Source organism: Marinomonas sp. 5E14-1 (assembly GCF_039939215.1).
Lineage (GTDB): Bacteria > Pseudomonadota > Gammaproteobacteria > Pseudomonadales > Marinomonadaceae > Marinomonas.
Map to the genome: position 1 here is coordinate 34,231 of NZ_JBDXMW010000008.1, position 15,801 is coordinate 50,031.

Genomic DNA, 15,801 nt, shown 5'->3' on the forward strand with positions numbered 1-15,801 from the left:
CTATACCGCCAAATATTGTTTGATCAAAGTATCATTCAAATTTTCCATTTTATCTGATGCAACAATACGTCCTTTTTCCATTAATCGAAACTCTTTACCCACTCGTCTTGCGAAGCCAAGTTTTTGCTCAACAAGAATTACCGTTAGGCTTTCTTCTTCATTGAGTTTAAGAATAACGTCACCAATTTGTTTCACTATATTCGGCTGAATACCTTCATTTGGTTCATCAAGAATCAATACTTTCGGCTCTAACACCAAGGCGCGACCAATCGCCAGTTGCTGCTGCTGACCGCCAGACAAATCCCCACCGCGACGGTGCAACATGTCTTTCAATACAGGGAACAGCTCAAAGATTTTCTCTGGTATCTCTTTCGGACTGTCGCTTGTGCGCTTACCACGAACGGGCAAACCAATGCGCAGGTTTTCTTCCACTGTGAGCATAGGGAAAATATCTCGTCCTTGGGGAACATAACCGATGCCAGCGTAAGCGCGCTTTTCCGCACTTTGCTTGCTCAAGGCTTCCCCTTCCATGGTGATGTCGCCACTTTTGATTGGTAGCAACCCCATGATGGCTTTGAGAAGCGTGGTTTTACCCACACCGTTGCGTCCCATAATGCAGGTAATGGAGCCTGCTTTTATCTCTAAGTCCAACCCCCAAAGAATTTGAGTGCCGCCATAGAGTTGATCCACATTATTAATTGAAATCATGCGCTTTCCCCTGCTTCTTCTCCTAGGTAAACCTCAATCACCTCTTTGTTACTTTGGATCTGATCCATCGTCCCTTCGGCAAGAACAGAGCCTTGGTGCAATACCGTCACGGTTCTGGCGATACTGCGGACAAATTCCATATCGTGCTCGACCACAATCACCGTACGCTCGCCCGCTAAAGACGTTAATAGCTCAGCGGTGCGCTCCGTTTCTTGCGCCGTCATCCCCGCAACAGGTTCATCAATCAACAGCAAACGAGGGTCAGCCGCCAATAACATACCTATCTCTAACCATTGTTTTTGCCCATGAGACAAAGCGCCAGCAAGCATAAAACGATGCTTAGCAAGGCCAATGGTTTTTAGCACCTCATCAATGCGGTCAATTTGTGTCGGCGTCAGTTTTGAAAACAAGGTTGGCAATACGCCTTTGTCTGTCTTTAGCGACAACTCCAAATTATCGAACACCGTTTGCTCTTCAAATACAGTGGGTTTCTGGAACTTACGCCCAATACCAAGCTGAGCAATTTCCGCTTCGTCTTTATTTAACAGGTTATGGTTTTGACCAAAATAGACGGTGCCGGAATCACATTGGGTTTTGCCAGTAATCACATCCATTAAGGTGGTTTTACCCGCGCCATTGGCACCAATCAAACAACGCAATTCGCCATCATTTACATAAAGGTTAAGATTATTCAGAGCCTTAAAACCATCGAAGCTTAGGTTCAAATCTTCCACGTATAAAATCATCTGATTATCAACGTTTACCTTAGCGTCCGCTGGCGCGAGAAATGGCCACACTTGATCACGACGAAAAGTGTCACGCAGATTTTCTACGGTATTTTCTAGGCTGCTCATACTTGCGCCTCCTGTGAATGCTTAGAACGACGTTTCGCCACTAGCTGCTCGTACAATCCCATCAACCCTTTTGGTAAATACAAGGTCACTAAAACAAACATGGCACCCAGAGCAAACAACCAAGCGTCTGGCAAAATGGCCGTAAATCGCGTTTTTGCGTAGTTCACCAAAATCGCCCCAATCACCGCACCAATTAAGGTGCCACGGCCACCAACGGCTACCCAAATAACAATCTCAATGGAATTAATTGGCGAGAACTCACCCGGATTAATAATGCCCACTTGAGGCACATACAACGCCCCAGCAAGCCCTGCAATAATCGCTGAGAACACAAACAACCAGACTTTATAACGATCTGTGCGATAACCAATAAAGCGAGCGCGGGATTCCGCATCACGCACCGCCAGCACGACCTTACCAAAACGAGACGACAGAATGCGCTGACTGATCACAAACACAATCGCCAAGAGAAACGCGGTAATCATAAACAAACTGACCCGAGTCGAATCCGCCTGTAAGTCAAAACCAACAATCTCTTTAAAATCCGTTAAACCATTGTTGCCACCAAAGCCCATTTCATTACGGAAAAAAGCCAGCAATAAAGCGTACGTCAGCGCCTGCGTCATGATCGACAAATACACGCCTGTCACTCGTGAGCGAAACGCCAACCAACCAAAGACAAAAGCCAACAGACCCGGAACCGTCACCGCCATAACCATGGCAAACCAGAATTGATCCATCCCTAACCAGAACCAAGGCAATTCTTTCCAATCTAAGAACACCATAAAATCGGGTAACAATGGATTACCATAAACTCCTCTGTCACCTATTTGACGCATCAAATACATTCCCATGGCGTAACCACCAAGCGCAAAAAATGCGCCGTGACCCAAACTCAAAATACCGCAATACCCCCAAATAATGTCCACCGCCAAGGCCAACATGGCGTAACACAAATATTTGCCTAGTAAAGTGATGGTGTAAGTACTCACATACAAAGCCGAATCGGCAGGGAGAAACAGGTTCGCCGCTGAAGCCAATAAAGTAACGGTTAAAAGAATCACCACAAACGGCAAGGTATGTTTGCCGGAAGAGCGCCCAGCGCAAAACCATTCTGTAAGACGTGTCATTCTGCCGCCCTCCCTTTTTGTGGAAAGAGTCCTTTAGGACGTTTTTGAATAAAGAGAATAATAAACACCAGCACGATGATTGCCGCCAGAACCGCTCCTGTAGTTGGCTCCAGAAACTTCGTCGCAATGCCCAAAGAAAACGCCGCAACTAAAGTCCCCAATAAGTTACCAACGCCACCAAACACAACCACCATAAAGGAATCAATAATGTAAGCTTGACCAAGATTCGGCCCCACATTGGTAAGCTGGCTTAACGCCACACCAGCCACGCCAGCAATGCCCGAACCCAGACCAAACGTCATAGCGTCTACCCGATGGGTTTTCACACCCATGGCTTTTGCCATATTACGATTTTGCGACACAGCACGAACGTTTAAGCCCAATGAGGTTTTACGCAAAATCACCACCAAAGCGATAAACACCAACAAGGCAAACGCCAAGATATACAAACGATTCAGAGTTAAAGACAACACGGGATTAATTTCCCACGAGCCACTCATCCAGCTTGGTGTGGACACTTGGCGATTCAAAGGAGAAAAAATAGTACGTACAAGCTGCTGTAGAATGAGGCTAATACCGAAAGTCGCCAACAAGGTTTCCAATGGACGACCATGCAAATGACGAATCACCAAGCGTTCAATCAATACGCCCATCAACCCCGACACTAGAAACGCCGCAGGAATAGCGACCCAAATAGAATGATCAATATGATTCGGCATCAATAACTGCACCACATACGTGGTGTACGCGCCAAGCATAATCATTTCACCGTGTGCCATATTAATCACGCCCATGACACCAAAAGTAATGGCCAAACCGATGGACGCCAACAGCAACACAGAACCCAAACTCAAGCCAAAGAACAGCTGATCCACAAAAGCAAAACGCTGTGCTCTTTGAGCGATTTTTTCTAAACCGACACTGGCGGCTTTGGCAATGGCTGGATTGTCATCGTTCACGAGTGTTGTTAGCTGATTTCGCACACTGTTTTCCAAGCTACCTGACAAGGTATCAATGGCAATCAAACGACTGGAAACAGACAAATTCACTTGTTTAGATGTATACATGGCTAATGCCAAATCCATTGCTTCTTTTACATCGCGATTCTGTTCATTTGGGTAACGCTCTTCCAGTAAAGCAATCGTACTGTCATCCAATTTAGATAATAAAGAACGTACCGCGGTTTCACGCACAATAGGCGATTCGGCCGTTAGTTGAATTCGCGCGATAGCCGTACGCAAATGACCGCGCAATTTGTTATTTACTCGTATTTTTTTAACATCACGTTTACCAATGCCGTCTTGATCTTGCCCGGTGAAAACATCTTGATATCTTTTCTCACCCTTAGCTTCGTAGCGGCCAACAAGGCGCTTATTTGCTTTAACGTAATACAAATCGCCTGCCAATAAAGTCGAAAATAAAGGCAATATGCTTTCGTCTGAATTGGCTTCAATTTTTTCTAACAAAGGCGGCATATCTTTTAATTTAGCGCCAGTCAGCTCTGTTAATAAGGCATCCAATTGAGTGGACTCAGCATACGACGGAAGGGATAAGAGCCCAAAAAGACAGCAACAAAGTGCAATAAAATGTCTCAAGGTTGTACTCCATGCATTGGTAAAAAAGAGAGAACGAAAAAGAAAACTAAAAAAGGCTCTCTAACGGTAAAGTCAGAGAGCCATTATTAGCTAGGTAAGCAGTCGTTGCTTAGAAATTCTGACCAGAACACGCTTTCGTTTTCGTGTTGTAGTTACCGCACTCAATTGGCGCTGTCCAATCAGAAATCAGATCTTTAGATCCGGGCAGGAAGTCAGACCAAGCATCACCCGGCACCACACCTTCTGTTTCCCAAACCACTTCAAACTGACCATCGTCTTGGATTTCGCCAATCAGCACAGGCTTGCTCAAGTGGTGGTTCTTGTTCATCACGGCAATGCCGCCAGTTAAGTTTTCAGTCTTCTGACCGATCATGGCTTTCTCAACCGCATCCACATCCGTTGTACCTGCTTCGGTGACGGCGTTCGCCCACATTTTGAAACCAATGTACGTTGCTTCCATTGGGTCATTGGTTACGCGATCCGGGTTGTTAGTGAAAGCTTTCCACTGTGTGATGAACTCTTCGTTCGCATCACTCTCAACACTTTGGAAGTAGTTCCATGCCGCTAGGTGACCAACCAAAGGCGTAGTGTCTAAACCAGATAACTCTTCTTCACCCACAGAGAAAGCAACAACCGGAATGTCTTCTGCTGAAATACCTTGGTTACCTAACTCTTTGTAGAAAGGTACGTTGGCATCACCATTGATGGTAGACACCACGGCTGTTTTCTTACCTTCGCTACCAAATTTTTTCACATCAGATACGATTGACTGCCAATCAGAGTGACCAAAAGGTGTGTAGTTGACCATGATATCTTCTGGCGCTACACCTTTTGCTTTTAAGTACGCTTCAAGAATTTTATTTGTTGTACGTGGGTAAACATAATCCGTTCCCGCAAGAACAAAGCGTTCAACATCCAATTCATTCATCAAGTAATCAACCGCTGGGATCGCTTGCTGATTCGGCGCAGCGCCTGTGTAAAATACGTTTTTAGACGACTCTTCCCCTTCGTATTGAACAGGGTAAAACATCAAACCATTTAGTTCTTCAAGAACTGGCAAAACAGACTTACGAGACACAGACGTCCAGCTTCCGAAGATGACATCTACTTCTTCTTGAGTGATCAACTCACGCCCTTTCTCAGCAAACAAAGGCCAGTTTGATGCTGGGTCAACCACAACCGCTTCTAGCTTTTTACCTAGCAAACCGCCTTTTTTATTTTGCTCTTCCACCATCATTAAGACAGTGTCTTTCAATGTCGTTTCAGAAATCGCCATGGTGCCAGACAAAGAGTGCAATACACCGACTTTGATCGTATCAGCCGCCATAGAAGGAAGTGCGATCAGGGTTGCACCAGAAAGTGCTATCGCAGAAGCAAGAGTCTTGATTTTCATAATTGAAGCCGTCCTATTGTGATTTATAATTTGTATTGAGCAGTGATAGAAAGTCTCAAGCGGCTTAAGTTAAGCACCGTCGAAACATCAATATCAGTCCACTCAGTATTCAGAAACCACAATAAGAAAGGTATGCGCGAAATGACCTAGAGGTATACGTCATTTGACGTATACCTCTAGGAAAGAAAAGAAAGAATTACAATTTTTGAACGATGTTTTCTGTATAGCCATATGAAACAGACTTCGCTAATTCAACAATAGCGCATTTCATTTTTCCATCCGTCAGGTTTTCCCAACTGGCATGAAGGCTAAGGAGCGGTGGTGATTCTACACCTTGCAAAACAACTAAATCACCACTATCCAATTCATTTTTAATGGCAGCTATAGGTAACGTTGCAATACCTAACCCTTCTTGAACCAAATGACTAATAATCGATATAGACGTCACACAATGTATTTGCTTTGGCTTTAAGCCTTTATTCTCAAACATAGAGCACAAAGCCAAATGAGGTTGAGAATCTCGAGTAAAGGTGATGATTTCTGATTCAGCAATGTCATCGAATGTAGCATGTCTATGAACCAAGTGACTGTCTTTATGACAAACCCAACAGATTTCCAAAGGATTTAAAGCAGAGCTAACAACTGTACTATCTAAAACTGGAGCCGTTTGAATAATTATGTCCAAAGCCCCTTTGGCAAAGAGAGCTTGCAGATGCATCGTCGGTTCTGCGGTTAATTCAAACTCAATATTAGGGTAAAGGATTTTAAGTTGAGTTAGGAATTCCCCCAACCAAGTGTGAACAATGGATTCAATTACACCAATTCGTATATTTCTAACGATACTATTATGGTGCTTTAAGGATTCTAGTAGGTCTTGTTCAGCGTCTAATAAACATTCCGCTTTTTCTAATAGCAAATACCCTTTATTTGTCAGCACAACATCATGCTTTGTTCGATCAAACAATCGACAGTCAAACTCTGCTTCAATTGAAGAAATTCGCCCAGATATCGTCGCCTGAGACACATTAAGTTTTTGCGCAGCCGCACGAAAACTTTTTAATCGAGCCACCCATACAAACGCTTCAACAAACCTAATATTCATTTTTTGCCTCAGTAAAAAAGGAAAGCCCCATTAATCCGGCCTGCTAACAATCCGTTTTCGTCCTATAGTACTCACCTCTGCTTCCAGTCATGAGCCACGCCACTTAACAACTACTTTGAATTTGTAAAAAATCTGTTACCAACTTTCTTCGAAATTACCTTTATCCCACGCCCGCCGCACAAAACAAGTATCATAAAAGCTGATCACTCTCGATCATAATTTACCGCTTGCTTAAGTGAAAATGAAATATTATTTTCATTAATGGAACAAAAAGTGCAAGTAACAATTAACCCTACAAACAAAATAAGAAATAAATAAATAAATCCAAAAGGTGCAAATATGAAGAAAAAACTGGTCTACCTCCTTTCAGCAATAACATTAAGCTCCGCTTCACTTCCTGCTTTTGCCGCAGATGAACCCATTAGATGGAAATTAGCCGAAACCTGGCCTAAAGGTTTGCCAATTTACAGTGAAGGTTCGCACGAGTTCGCAGAAAGAGTAAAAGAGCTTTCTGACGGCCGTTTAATTATTACGATTGATTCGGCGAACAAACATAAAGCGCCTCTAGGTATTTTTGACTTCGTAAAATCAGGTCAATATGAAATGGGACACTCAGCGTCTTATTACTGGAAGGGAAAAGATATAAACACTTTATTCTTCACAACTATGCCTTTCGGCATGATTACCGCTGAACGTTTTGCTTGGTATTACTACGGCGGCGGTGCAGAGCTTGCGCAAAAAGTTTATGGCCAATACGGCATCACCCAGTATCCAGGTGGTAATGGTGGCAACCAAATGGGGGGCTGGTTTAAAAAAGAAATCAACGGCCTAGAAGATATTAAAGGCCTGAAAATGCGCATTCCTGGTTTCGCTGGCGAAGTTATGGCGAAAGTCGGTGCAACCGTTGTCAACATTCCACCAGGCGAGCTTTATACAGCACTAGAACGTAACACAATTGACTCATTAGAGTGGGTTGGGCCAGCGATGGACCTTCGTATGGGCTTCCATAAAATTGCACCTTACTACTACACTAGTTGGCACGAGCCAGGTTCTGGTTTGCAATACATGGTTAACGACAAAGCATTTAATGAATTACCGAAAGACCTTCAAAGCATCTTAAAAACAGCAATGAAAGAATCCGCTTTCGAAATTTCAACTCGTATGACCCATGAGCATTCGGAAAACTGGGAAAAGATCAAACAAGAGTACCCAAATATCGAAATCAAAACTTTCCCACCAGAAGTTATGGACGCTTTGAAATCAGCTAACCAAGAATTGATTGCTGACCTAGAAGCTCGTGGAGGATTAACTGCTGAAATTATTCAGTCCCAACGGGAATATTTACGCAAAGTCAGAAACTGGACAAGTATCTCTGATAAAGCTTATTTGAATAACTAAGTTAAGAAAAAGCCCTAATCTCCATTAGGGCTTTTTCTATTGTAATAATGGATTCCTTCATGCTGCTAAAAATAGAAAAAATCATTAATAAAATCATGGATATGGTTGGTCATGTGTCGAGCTTTTTACTCATCGCACTTACCCTGATTATTTCCTATAACGTTATTGGCCGTTACGCTTTTAATCGTTCTTCCATTGCTTTGGATGAACTGTCTTGGCATATCTACTCTTCACTTTTCTTGTTAGGTGTCTCTTACGCTTTAAAAACCGAGTCTCACGTGAGAGTTGATATTGTATTTGAGCGTTTATCCTCTCGTACGCAAGCCATTATTAACACTGTTGGCTCTTTAGTGTTCCTATTTCCGCTTTGTTTAATCACTGTTTATTACGGCTGGCAGTTTATGATGGAAGCCTATCAATGGGGTGAACATCCAGACACATTAGCGGGCTGGCTTACACAATTATTCACAACAGGAATCGGAGAAAAAAGCTCAGACCCTGGTGGCCTACTCAACAGATTTTTAATCAAAGGAATGATTCCTTTGTCTTTTCTTTTCTTAATCTTAAGTAGCGTGGCATTCCTTATAAAAAATGTCTCAACCTTACTCAACAGACAAAATGAAACCGCCAATTAAAACACTCTCTACTGGCTGTCTTTTTTTAAGTATTCAAGGTATTAACATGATCGGAATTTCCATTTTTATTTTAGCGCTGGTACTGCTTTTGTTTGGCTTCCCTGTCGCCTTTACATTTGCTGGCGTTGGTATTTTATTTGTAGTTTTGTTCGCAGACCCAAGCCAACTGGCGCAAATCCCTTATCGTATCTATGCCAATATGGGAGAAAACGGTGGCGGCACTGTGTTGATGGCCATTCCACTGTTCATCTTTATGGGACTCATTTTGCAACGCACCAAACTGGCTGAGCAGTTGCTCGTTTCAATGGGGCGTTTATTTGGCTCTGTACGAGGTGGATTAGCCATTTCAACGGTTCTTGTGGGAACCTTATTAGCCGCTTCCACAGGTGTAGTAGGTGCCAGTGTTGTCGCAATGGGTTTGATCTCTATGCCTATTATGATGCGCTATGGCTACAACAAAGCATTATCCGCTGGCACCATATGTGCGGCCGGAACATTGGGTCAATTAATCCCACCTTCTATTGTGCTTATCATTCTAGGGGATGTACTCAGCATTCCTGTAGGGGATTTATTCCGTGCGGCGGTGAAACCAGGATTAGTCTTAGTTGGCTGTTATATCGCATACATCGTCATCTTCTGCCTTATTAAACCCGATGCAGCACCGGTTATTCCTTTAGAAGACGATGATACATCACGAAAGAAAGCCATTCTGGATGCATTGATGGCAGTCATTCCGCCTCTACTTCTTATCCTAGTTGTTTTAGGCTCCATTTTTTATGGCATAGCAACCGCCACAGAGTCTTCTGCTTTAGGTTGTATCGGTGCCGTGGTATTGGCCATTGTCTATCGTAAATTTTCTCTATCGATGTTGTTTGAAAGTGCCAACGAGACAGTAAAAATAACCGCTATGGTATTCGCGGTTATTATTGGCGCATCAATTTTTTCCATGGGCTTTTCCTACACAGGCGGAGAAGACGAAGTCGAGCGTTTATTGCTGAATATACCGGGTGAAAAATGGGGATTCTTAGTTTTCACTATGCTGCTTGTGATGGCGTTGGGCTTTTTCTTAGACTACATAGAAATCTCCTACATTGTCCTGCCTCTTGTGTACGTGGTTGTTGAAGCGCTAAATATCAACCCAATCTGGTTTGCTATTTTGGTCGCGATGAACCTACAAACCTCATTCTTAACACCACCTTTTGGCTTCGCTCTGTTTTATTTAAAAGGCGTCGCCCCGCCAGGTGTTAATACATTTGATATTTACAGAGGCGTTATTCCGTTTATCTTGATTCAAATTGCCGTTGTTGTGTCCTTGCTACTTTTCCCAGAGCTATATGGGATCAGTCCTGAAGCACCTAGTTTGTGGTAGATAATTAGAAAAGTGGGCTCTTGCTATCTGAGCAGGAGCTCACTTACTTATGCATTTAATTCTAATTTTTCAAAAAACAAATAATCAAACATGGTTATCAAAAAGTCATTCTTTTATCACTTAGCCATTCGAATAGCACATCTCCTTTCTCCCAAAGTTTGAAACAATAATCGCGAATTCCACATTTCATGACTATTAAATAGTTAGCAGTCAAAGGATAATCGTTACATTAGCTAACAATAATTTAAGGAAGAGTATGTTTAATCAAGTTGTCAGTATTTTGTTTCCAATACTAGGATTAGCATTCGCAGGCTTATGTGTAGGACATTGGATTAAGCCAGACTTCCGACCTATCAACCGAGTGAACATGGATGTGTTTGTCCCAGCACTGACCTTCTCCTCTCTTGTCGTTATGCCGCTTGATATCAGCCAAATACCTCTACTAAGCGCCTCAGTTTTTGCCGTTATCATTCCGGGGGCGTTAATGCTACCGGTATGTTACTTCCTCAAAATCAGATACAAGGTGTGGGCACCGCCATTGATGTTTCGAAACAGTGGGAATTTAGCAATTCCTCTGTTCACATATGCTTTTGGACAAACGGCTGTCGCGCCCGCCGTTATGTTATTTGTCGTGTCATCTTGTCTTCACTTTAGTCTTGGCTTAGCCATTGTCAGCAAAGGCATTTCGCTTTTACAGCTCACTCGCATGCCAATTTTTGTCTCCGCTGTTTTCGCACTAGTACTCAACTTGATCGGCGTGGGGATTTGGGAACCTTTGCTGAATGCGACCACTTTACTAGGGCAAGCCGCCATTCCAATTATGCTTGTGTCTTTGGGAGCTCAAATGTGCAATATGCGTTTGAGTGGACTAAAAACAGGACTAATGTGTACCGGGTTATCTCTAGTGACAGGCGGCATTTCATTTGGGTTAATTTACCTGTTTATCCCGCTCTCTACGTTACACCTGAAAATGATGCTGCTTTTCACTCTTTTTCCACCAGCCGTACTCAACTACTTGCTGGCAGAGCGTTTTGATTTAGAACCTGAACGCGTAGCCTCCATGGTATTATTCAGTAACTTCTTTTGCGTTGTGACCTTGCCCATAATGCTCTCCATTGCCCTATCTCTAGAATAAAGATTTTAGCTTTCACCCAAGCTCAGCCTTAGCACGCGAAACAATTCTCCGCTACGCTCCAAACCAGCCGCTTAACGCGGCCTCAACCCCATTATCGCCCTTTTAATCACAAGTAACTCTCTAATAACACTCAAATATTCAAGATGAGTGTTATTAGAGTTGAATGAATGACGACGTTAAAAAGACAAGCCACAAAAATATTAGCGGTTCTTCATTCCTCAAAAGAACCTGTAGTCAGAAAAGATCCCTTCAACTAAACTCGTTAAACGCCTGCTCTATTTCCGCGAAACACTCCGATCTCAGATCAGAGTGTTTGGCTTATTGAGTATGGGAAATACGTCTCGTTATTTGGCTAACTCAGACGTTATGTCTTCGATTTGTTTTGTAATCGCGTCGTCTTTCTCAGGGCTGTATTGATCCGCTTTGATGAATTGCACATCGCTCACGCCGATGAAGTTTAAGCAGTGAATTAACCATGGCGTTAAAAAGTCTTGGTCAGAGCCAATCTGTGTGCCACCAGAGGTAATCACAACAAAGACCTTTTTGTTTTCCAATAAACCAACTGGGCCATTCTCGCCATAAGAAAAGGTTTCTTTGGCACGACAAAGAAGGTCAATAAACGCTTTAAATGACGCGGGTGCGAAGAAGTTGTAAACCGGTATACCGATCACCCAAACATCGGATTCTTTTGCGGATTTAACAATATTATTTGAGACGCTTATTACGGATTTTTGCTCTTCTGTTCGTTGGTCATCTGGTGTGAAATAACTGGTTACCATTAGATCGTTTAAAAAAGGCAAACCCGCACTGACATCCAGCGCATTGGTTTCTACGGTTGTTTTATTCGATAAGGTTTCTACGAATTGCTTTGTTAAACGTTTACTGTGTGATTGCTCATTTCTAGCGCTTGAGTCAATGTGCCATATTTTCATGTTATTCCCCTTAATCAGAGTCATTCTAAAAGTGTCTCAATCAGTATTTTTGATGTTTATTAAAGCGTCGTTATTAAAGAAAAAGCGCCATTAATCGTCGTTATTCCGCTCTTCTGGTAAATCACTAAGATACTCCACAAACTCAACCTCATAACCATCAGGGTCTAAGAAGTAAGCGTTCTTTCTAAATGCATTCTTTGCACCCTCTGTATTTACATCAAAACCAGCGCTCTTTAGACGAGCGATAACAGCATCCAAACTATTAGTCACAAAAGAAAAATGCGCCAAACCTACTTGATGGCCACTTAAGTCACGATTCTCACCGACACCGTTATCGTTCAGCGCAATGTATTGGTAATCATCGCCAAAATGCATCCAGTGGCGATCCACGCCAGACCATTGATTAGCGCCTTTACTTCTAATCTTCCAATGAGGTAACGCTGCCTGATAAAAATGAAGAGACGCTTCAATGTCTTTTATCACTAAATTTACATGTTCTAATTTCATTCGGTTTACCTCCTAATTTCATTTCCTATTTTCTTTCTATCCACAAAGAATGATGCCACTATAAAACCTCAAGTTAACCTGAGGTAAAGTGTTTTGATCATTTATTTGGAGTGAATGTGAAACAAGTGGATCTAACCGTTGGTCGGGTGGCCGAAAGGTGTGGCGTAAAAGTATCAACTTTGCATTTTTACGAAGAAAAAGGACTCATACATAGTTCCCGAAATCAGGGGAATCAACGACGCTATAAAAAGGACGTGCTGCGCCGCGTATCATTAATTAAAGCGGCACAGAAAATGGGAGTCAGTCTAGAAGAGATCAAAAGTGCTTTGGCCACCTTGCCAGAAAATCGAACCCCAACAAATGAAGATTGGGCGGCGTTGGCTTCCCATTGGAAACAAGGTCTAAATGAGAGAATACAGTATCTAGAAAATCTTCGAGACCTATTAACAGGTTGTATAGGGTGTGGTTGTTTATCAATGGGGAACTGCCCTATTTATAATGAAAACGATAAATTATCTGAACAAGGCCCAGGGCCCGTTTTACTAGATAAAAAATAATCAAAAAAACATCTGCGATATGACAACCCACCTTTTATTTAGTAAGTTAGATGTCATCAATTCACATTAGTAGAGAACATAATGCGTCCTAGTACCGAACTAAAAGAACTGTGTGTAGATGACTGGAAAGCCGCCTCTAGTCATGATTTTTGCCAAGAGTTAGCTAAGGGGACATTGCCTTTAGAGAAGATGAAAGTGTATTTAGTACAGGACTACACCTTCATTGATAATTTTGTAAAACTAGCGGCAAGCGCCATACATCATGCACCGACACTTGCTGACAGATTACCTCTAGCGGCTTTTCTTGGCATCATCGCTGGCCCTGAAAATACCTACTTTCAACGCTCATTTGATGCCCTTGGAATAACAGCCGAAGAGCACATCAACCCTCAACTATTAGAGCCTTGTGCGAATTTTCAAATGCTGATGGCAAAAGCCGCACAAAGTGGTCAATACGCTAATATGATTGCCGTTTTATGTGTCGCTGAGTGGACTTACTTAAGCTGGGCTGACAATTTCAAATCACTGGCAAAAGACCTACCCTTTTACTTTCAAGAATGGATAGACCTACACAGTGGCGACTACTTTGAGTCTGTCGTTGAACATTTGCGTTCTCAACTTGATAGTGCATATTCCTCAGCATCACAGGCTGAGAAAGAGTCCATCCAGCAATACTTTAAAGAAGCCGTCCGTTTGGAAAAACAGTTTTTTGATAGTTGCTACCAGAGCATCAAATAAAATGAACTCGAAGTAGCCCCTCTAGGGGGCTGATTTCTCAAACTGTCATAATACCAAAGCACAATTTATTATTGTCTAAGTCCCTTACATACGCGGAGAAAAACGGCCCACGAACGTTTGGTTTTCCGTCACAGCGGCCGCCAAGTGCAATGGCTTTTTGATGCAAACGTGTGACCTCTTCCTCAGAGTCGACACCAAACCCCAGCATGGTGCCATTGCCATTCGTCGCTTCTTCTTTATCAAAAGGAATCGCTAGTGCAAACGCGGCCATCTGATCATTTTGCCAATAGGTCATTCTGTCTGTGGCAAAGGTTTGCATAAATCTCGTCTGTTCAAATAAAGCATCGTAAAATTGAACGGCTACAGGCATGTTGTTGGTACCCAGTACGACGTAATTCATGTTCATTTTAAGATTCCTTATCCGTCATAGTGTCAGAAGTAGAAGCCACAGCAGACGCAAAATACGCCATGATCTCAGCTCGGGTCATTTCTTTGGTTTGGTTCGAGAAGCAATAATAATCAGGGCGCTGATCGCTGAAATATTGCATGTCCATTTCAATCTCATTCAGATCTGAGAAAATCCCAACAGGCATGTTATAAGCCCCTGTTTCCTTCAACTGATAAAACAAATGAGTGCCGCAATCCGAGCAAAACCCTCGCGACGCCCATGCGGATGAATCATAGTGTTTTATGTGATCTTGCCCTTCGATAATCACCTCTGTGCCGCATTGCACAGCAAAGAAAGGCGCTCCGCCCCAACCACGACAATCGTCACAATGGCAAACGGTAAATTTAGGATTAATCTGATTGGCGGTGATGTTCACAGCACCACACAAACACCGTGCTTTTGCTTTTAACATTAGGCTGTTCCTTATTCAGTGAGAGTGTTCGGATAAATAATTTGAACACTCAGATGTCTTACGAAATGCATTCTACGAACATCAACTGACAGCCCTATGTCAGGGGTTGAGGGAATTTTTTTATAAGAAGGGAATTATTCTGTATAACGACGAAAATAGTCTTCCAATGTCATGTTGTGAGGTGTGAAAGTGTCGGTGAGTAGATCGAGGGTTTGTATTCTATCTAGGCGGAAGTTTCTAAAGTCTTGTCGTAAACGACACCAAGCCACAAGAATCCAACCGTTTCTGGTGTTTAATAAGGCAAACGGCTCAATACGCCGGTTTGTTGGTTGAGCGCTTTCATCTTTATAAGCAATATCAACCAGAAAAAAGTTGGTCAGCGCTTGTTGCAAGATGGATAAATTATCGCTGTTTTTTTCTTGTGCCTTCATTTGGCTAAATTGCGTTCGCTCTGAAAGGAGATTGACCTTCGCCTTATTGTCACTGTTAAGCGAGGCTTTAATTTTATCAATCGCATCGGAGTAATACTTTACCAGCGAAGCGTCTTTGTTGTGCAACACCAACTGCTCTACCATCACCAAGGCATTGGCTTCGTTTTCGGTAAACATAATAGGCGGCAAGCGATAACCGTCTACCAGCCGATAGCCTTTCCCTTCGTCCGTATAAATCGGCACGCCTGAACTTTCCAAGGCTCGAATATCACGATAAATCGTTCGTACACTGACCGAAAAGCGTTCGGCTAATTCGATCGCCGTCACCAAGGATTTCGTCTGTAATTGCGTTGTAATCGCTGACAACCGAGACAATCGTTTTACATCACCGTCACTCAAAGCACCTGCCCCTTTTTAGATATTTAAAACTACAAATATTTGAAATAAAACTCTACGG

At 42.7% G+C, this 15,801-nt stretch carries 17 protein-coding genes and 1 pseudogene; 7 read left to right on the forward strand and 11 right to left on the reverse strand.

The window, feature by feature from the left end; genetic code table 11:
• The 6 genes from urtE to ABFY09_RS08880 form a co-directional block, all read right to left on the reverse strand.
• Nucleotides 1-708 (reverse strand): urea ABC transporter ATP-binding subunit UrtE, encoded by a 708-nt coding sequence (urtE, locus tag ABFY09_RS08855; RefSeq protein WP_347983948.1) that lies wholly within the window; start codon nucleotides 706-708, stop codon nucleotides 1-3.
• The gene (gene urtD / locus ABFY09_RS08860; RefSeq protein ID WP_347983949.1) at nucleotides 705-1,562 is read right to left on the reverse strand and encodes an urea ABC transporter ATP-binding protein UrtD; all 858 of its coding nucleotides are present in this window, start codon (nucleotides 1,560-1,562) and stop codon (nucleotides 705-707) included. Before urtD ends, urtE begins: the two co-directional genes overlap by 4 nt.
• The gene (gene urtC, locus ABFY09_RS08865; protein ID WP_347983950.1) at nucleotides 1,559-2,692 is read right to left on the reverse strand and encodes an urea ABC transporter permease subunit UrtC; all 1,134 of its coding nucleotides are present in this window, start codon (nucleotides 2,690-2,692) and stop codon (nucleotides 1,559-1,561) included. Before urtC ends, urtD begins: the two co-directional genes overlap by 4 nt.
• Entirely contained in the window at nucleotides 2,689-4,287 is a 1,599-nt protein-coding gene (gene urtB / locus ABFY09_RS08870; RefSeq protein WP_347983951.1) for an urea ABC transporter permease subunit UrtB, read from the reverse strand. The genes urtC and urtB overlap by 4 nt, the downstream gene beginning before the upstream one ends.
• A gap of 109 nt (nucleotides 4,288-4,396) precedes the next feature.
• The gene (gene urtA / locus ABFY09_RS08875) at nucleotides 4,397-5,680 is read right to left on the reverse strand and encodes an urea ABC transporter substrate-binding protein (protein ID WP_347983952.1); all 1,284 of its coding nucleotides are present in this window, start codon (nucleotides 5,678-5,680) and stop codon (nucleotides 4,397-4,399) included.
• A 196-nt stretch (nucleotides 5,681-5,876) separates the two neighbouring features.
• On the reverse strand, nucleotides 5,877-6,782 hold the full coding sequence (locus ABFY09_RS08880; RefSeq protein WP_347983953.1) for a LysR family transcriptional regulator: 906 nt from the start codon (nucleotides 6,780-6,782) through the stop codon (nucleotides 5,877-5,879).
• 339 nt (nucleotides 6,783-7,121) lie between these two features.
• Here ABFY09_RS08880 and dctP point away from each other — a divergent pair, with 339 nt between their 5' ends.
• The 5 genes and pseudogenes from dctP to ABFY09_RS08905 form a co-directional block, all read left to right on the forward strand.
• Nucleotides 7,122-8,180 (forward strand): TRAP transporter substrate-binding protein DctP, encoded by a 1,059-nt coding sequence (gene dctP, locus ABFY09_RS08885; protein ID WP_347983954.1) that lies wholly within the window; start codon nucleotides 7,122-7,124, stop codon nucleotides 8,178-8,180.
• A gap of 59 nt (nucleotides 8,181-8,239) precedes the next feature.
• On the forward strand, nucleotides 8,240-8,815 hold the full coding sequence (locus ABFY09_RS08890) for a TRAP transporter small permease subunit (protein ID WP_347983955.1): 576 nt from the start codon (nucleotides 8,240-8,242) through the stop codon (nucleotides 8,813-8,815).
• Between the two features lie 46 nt (nucleotides 8,816-8,861).
• Complete coding sequence (locus ABFY09_RS08895; RefSeq protein ID WP_347983956.1) at nucleotides 8,862-10,184, forward strand: TRAP transporter large permease subunit; 1,323 nt, start codon at nucleotides 8,862-8,864, stop codon at nucleotides 10,182-10,184.
• Nucleotides 10,185-10,440: 256 nt separating this feature from the next.
• On the forward strand, nucleotides 10,441-11,319 hold the full coding sequence (locus ABFY09_RS08900) for an AEC family transporter (protein WP_347983957.1): 879 nt from the start codon (nucleotides 10,441-10,443) through the stop codon (nucleotides 11,317-11,319).
• Between the two features lie 167 nt (nucleotides 11,320-11,486).
• A pseudogene (locus tag ABFY09_RS08905) lies at nucleotides 11,487-11,555 on the forward strand (type II toxin-antitoxin system prevent-host-death family antitoxin); the annotation flags it as partial.
• Between the two features lie 108 nt (nucleotides 11,556-11,663).
• On the opposite strand, the gene ABFY09_RS08910 reads toward ABFY09_RS08905, so the two are convergent.
• Nucleotides 11,664-12,251 carry an NAD(P)H-dependent oxidoreductase gene (locus ABFY09_RS08910; protein WP_347983958.1) on the reverse strand — a complete coding sequence of 196 codons (588 nt, stop codon included), beginning with the start codon at nucleotides 12,249-12,251 and terminating at the stop codon, nucleotides 11,664-11,666.
• Between the two features lie 90 nt (nucleotides 12,252-12,341).
• A complete protein-coding gene (locus ABFY09_RS08915; RefSeq protein ID WP_347983959.1) occupies nucleotides 12,342-12,758 on the reverse strand; it encodes a VOC family protein in 417 nt (138 codons plus the stop codon).
• Between the two features lie 116 nt (nucleotides 12,759-12,874).
• Here ABFY09_RS08915 and soxR point away from each other — a divergent pair, with 116 nt between their 5' ends.
• Together soxR and ABFY09_RS08925 are read left to right on the forward strand one after the other, a co-directional pair.
• Entirely contained in the window at nucleotides 12,875-13,315 is a 441-nt protein-coding gene (soxR, locus tag ABFY09_RS08920; RefSeq protein WP_347983960.1) for a redox-sensitive transcriptional activator SoxR, read from the forward strand.
• 81 nt (nucleotides 13,316-13,396) lie between these two features.
• Nucleotides 13,397-14,053 carry a TenA family protein gene (locus ABFY09_RS08925; RefSeq protein WP_347983961.1) on the forward strand — a complete coding sequence of 219 codons (657 nt, stop codon included), beginning with the start codon at nucleotides 13,397-13,399 and terminating at the stop codon, nucleotides 14,051-14,053.
• Nucleotides 14,054-14,090: 37 nt separating this feature from the next.
• On the opposite strand, the gene ABFY09_RS08930 is transcribed toward ABFY09_RS08925, so the two are convergent.
• From ABFY09_RS08930 to ABFY09_RS08940, 3 genes are all read right to left on the reverse strand, one after another.
• On the reverse strand, nucleotides 14,091-14,459 hold the full coding sequence (locus ABFY09_RS08930; RefSeq protein WP_347983962.1) for a VOC family protein: 369 nt from the start codon (nucleotides 14,457-14,459) through the stop codon (nucleotides 14,091-14,093).
• Between the two features lies 1 nt (nucleotide 14,460).
• Nucleotides 14,461-14,913: a GFA family protein gene (locus ABFY09_RS08935; RefSeq protein ID WP_347983963.1), complete on the reverse strand. Its 453-nt coding sequence runs from the start codon at nucleotides 14,911-14,913 to the stop codon at nucleotides 14,461-14,463.
• A gap of 134 nt (nucleotides 14,914-15,047) precedes the next feature.
• The gene (locus ABFY09_RS08940) at nucleotides 15,048-15,743 is read right to left on the reverse strand and encodes a YafY family protein (RefSeq protein WP_347983964.1); all 696 of its coding nucleotides are present in this window, start codon (nucleotides 15,741-15,743) and stop codon (nucleotides 15,048-15,050) included.
• Nucleotides 15,744-15,801 lie beyond the last annotated feature (58 nt).

Excerpts from the sequence above, each read along its gene's own strand:
- ABFY09_RS08900 (WP_347983957.1), top strand. The coding sequence starts at position 10,441 with ATGTTTAATCAAGTTGTCAGTATTTTGTTTCCAATACTAGGATTAGCA.
- ABFY09_RS08935 (WP_347983963.1), bottom strand. The coding sequence starts at position 14,913 with ATGTTAAAAGCAAAAGCACGGTGTTTGTGTGGTGCTGTGAACATCACC.
- urtA (WP_347983952.1), bottom strand. The coding sequence starts at position 5,680 with ATGAAAATCAAGACTCTTGCTTCTGCGATAGCACTTTCTGGTGCAACC.
- ABFY09_RS08930 (WP_347983962.1), bottom strand. The coding sequence starts at position 14,459 with ATGAACATGAATTACGTCGTACTGGGTACCAACAACATGCCTGTAGCC.
- ABFY09_RS08890 (WP_347983955.1), top strand. The coding sequence starts at position 8,240 with ATGCTGCTAAAAATAGAAAAAATCATTAATAAAATCATGGATATGGTT.
- ABFY09_RS08925 (WP_347983961.1), top strand. The coding sequence starts at position 13,397 with ATGCGTCCTAGTACCGAACTAAAAGAACTGTGTGTAGATGACTGGAAA.
- urtC (WP_347983950.1), bottom strand. The coding sequence starts at position 2,692 with ATGACACGTCTTACAGAATGGTTTTGCGCTGGGCGCTCTTCCGGCAAA.
- dctP (WP_347983954.1), top strand. The coding sequence starts at position 7,122 with ATGAAGAAAAAACTGGTCTACCTCCTTTCAGCAATAACATTAAGCTCC.
- ABFY09_RS08880 (WP_347983953.1), bottom strand. The coding sequence starts at position 6,782 with ATGAATATTAGGTTTGTTGAAGCGTTTGTATGGGTGGCTCGATTAAAA.
- ABFY09_RS08910 (WP_347983958.1), bottom strand. The coding sequence starts at position 12,251 with ATGAAAATATGGCACATTGACTCAAGCGCTAGAAATGAGCAATCACAC.
- urtD (WP_347983949.1), bottom strand. The coding sequence starts at position 1,562 with ATGAGCAGCCTAGAAAATACCGTAGAAAATCTGCGTGACACTTTTCGT.
- ABFY09_RS08895 (WP_347983956.1), top strand. The coding sequence starts at position 8,862 with ATGATCGGAATTTCCATTTTTATTTTAGCGCTGGTACTGCTTTTGTTT.
- ABFY09_RS08915 (WP_347983959.1), bottom strand. The coding sequence starts at position 12,758 with ATGAAATTAGAACATGTAAATTTAGTGATAAAAGACATTGAAGCGTCT.
- urtE (WP_347983948.1), bottom strand. The coding sequence starts at position 708 with ATGATTTCAATTAATAATGTGGATCAACTCTATGGCGGCACTCAAATT.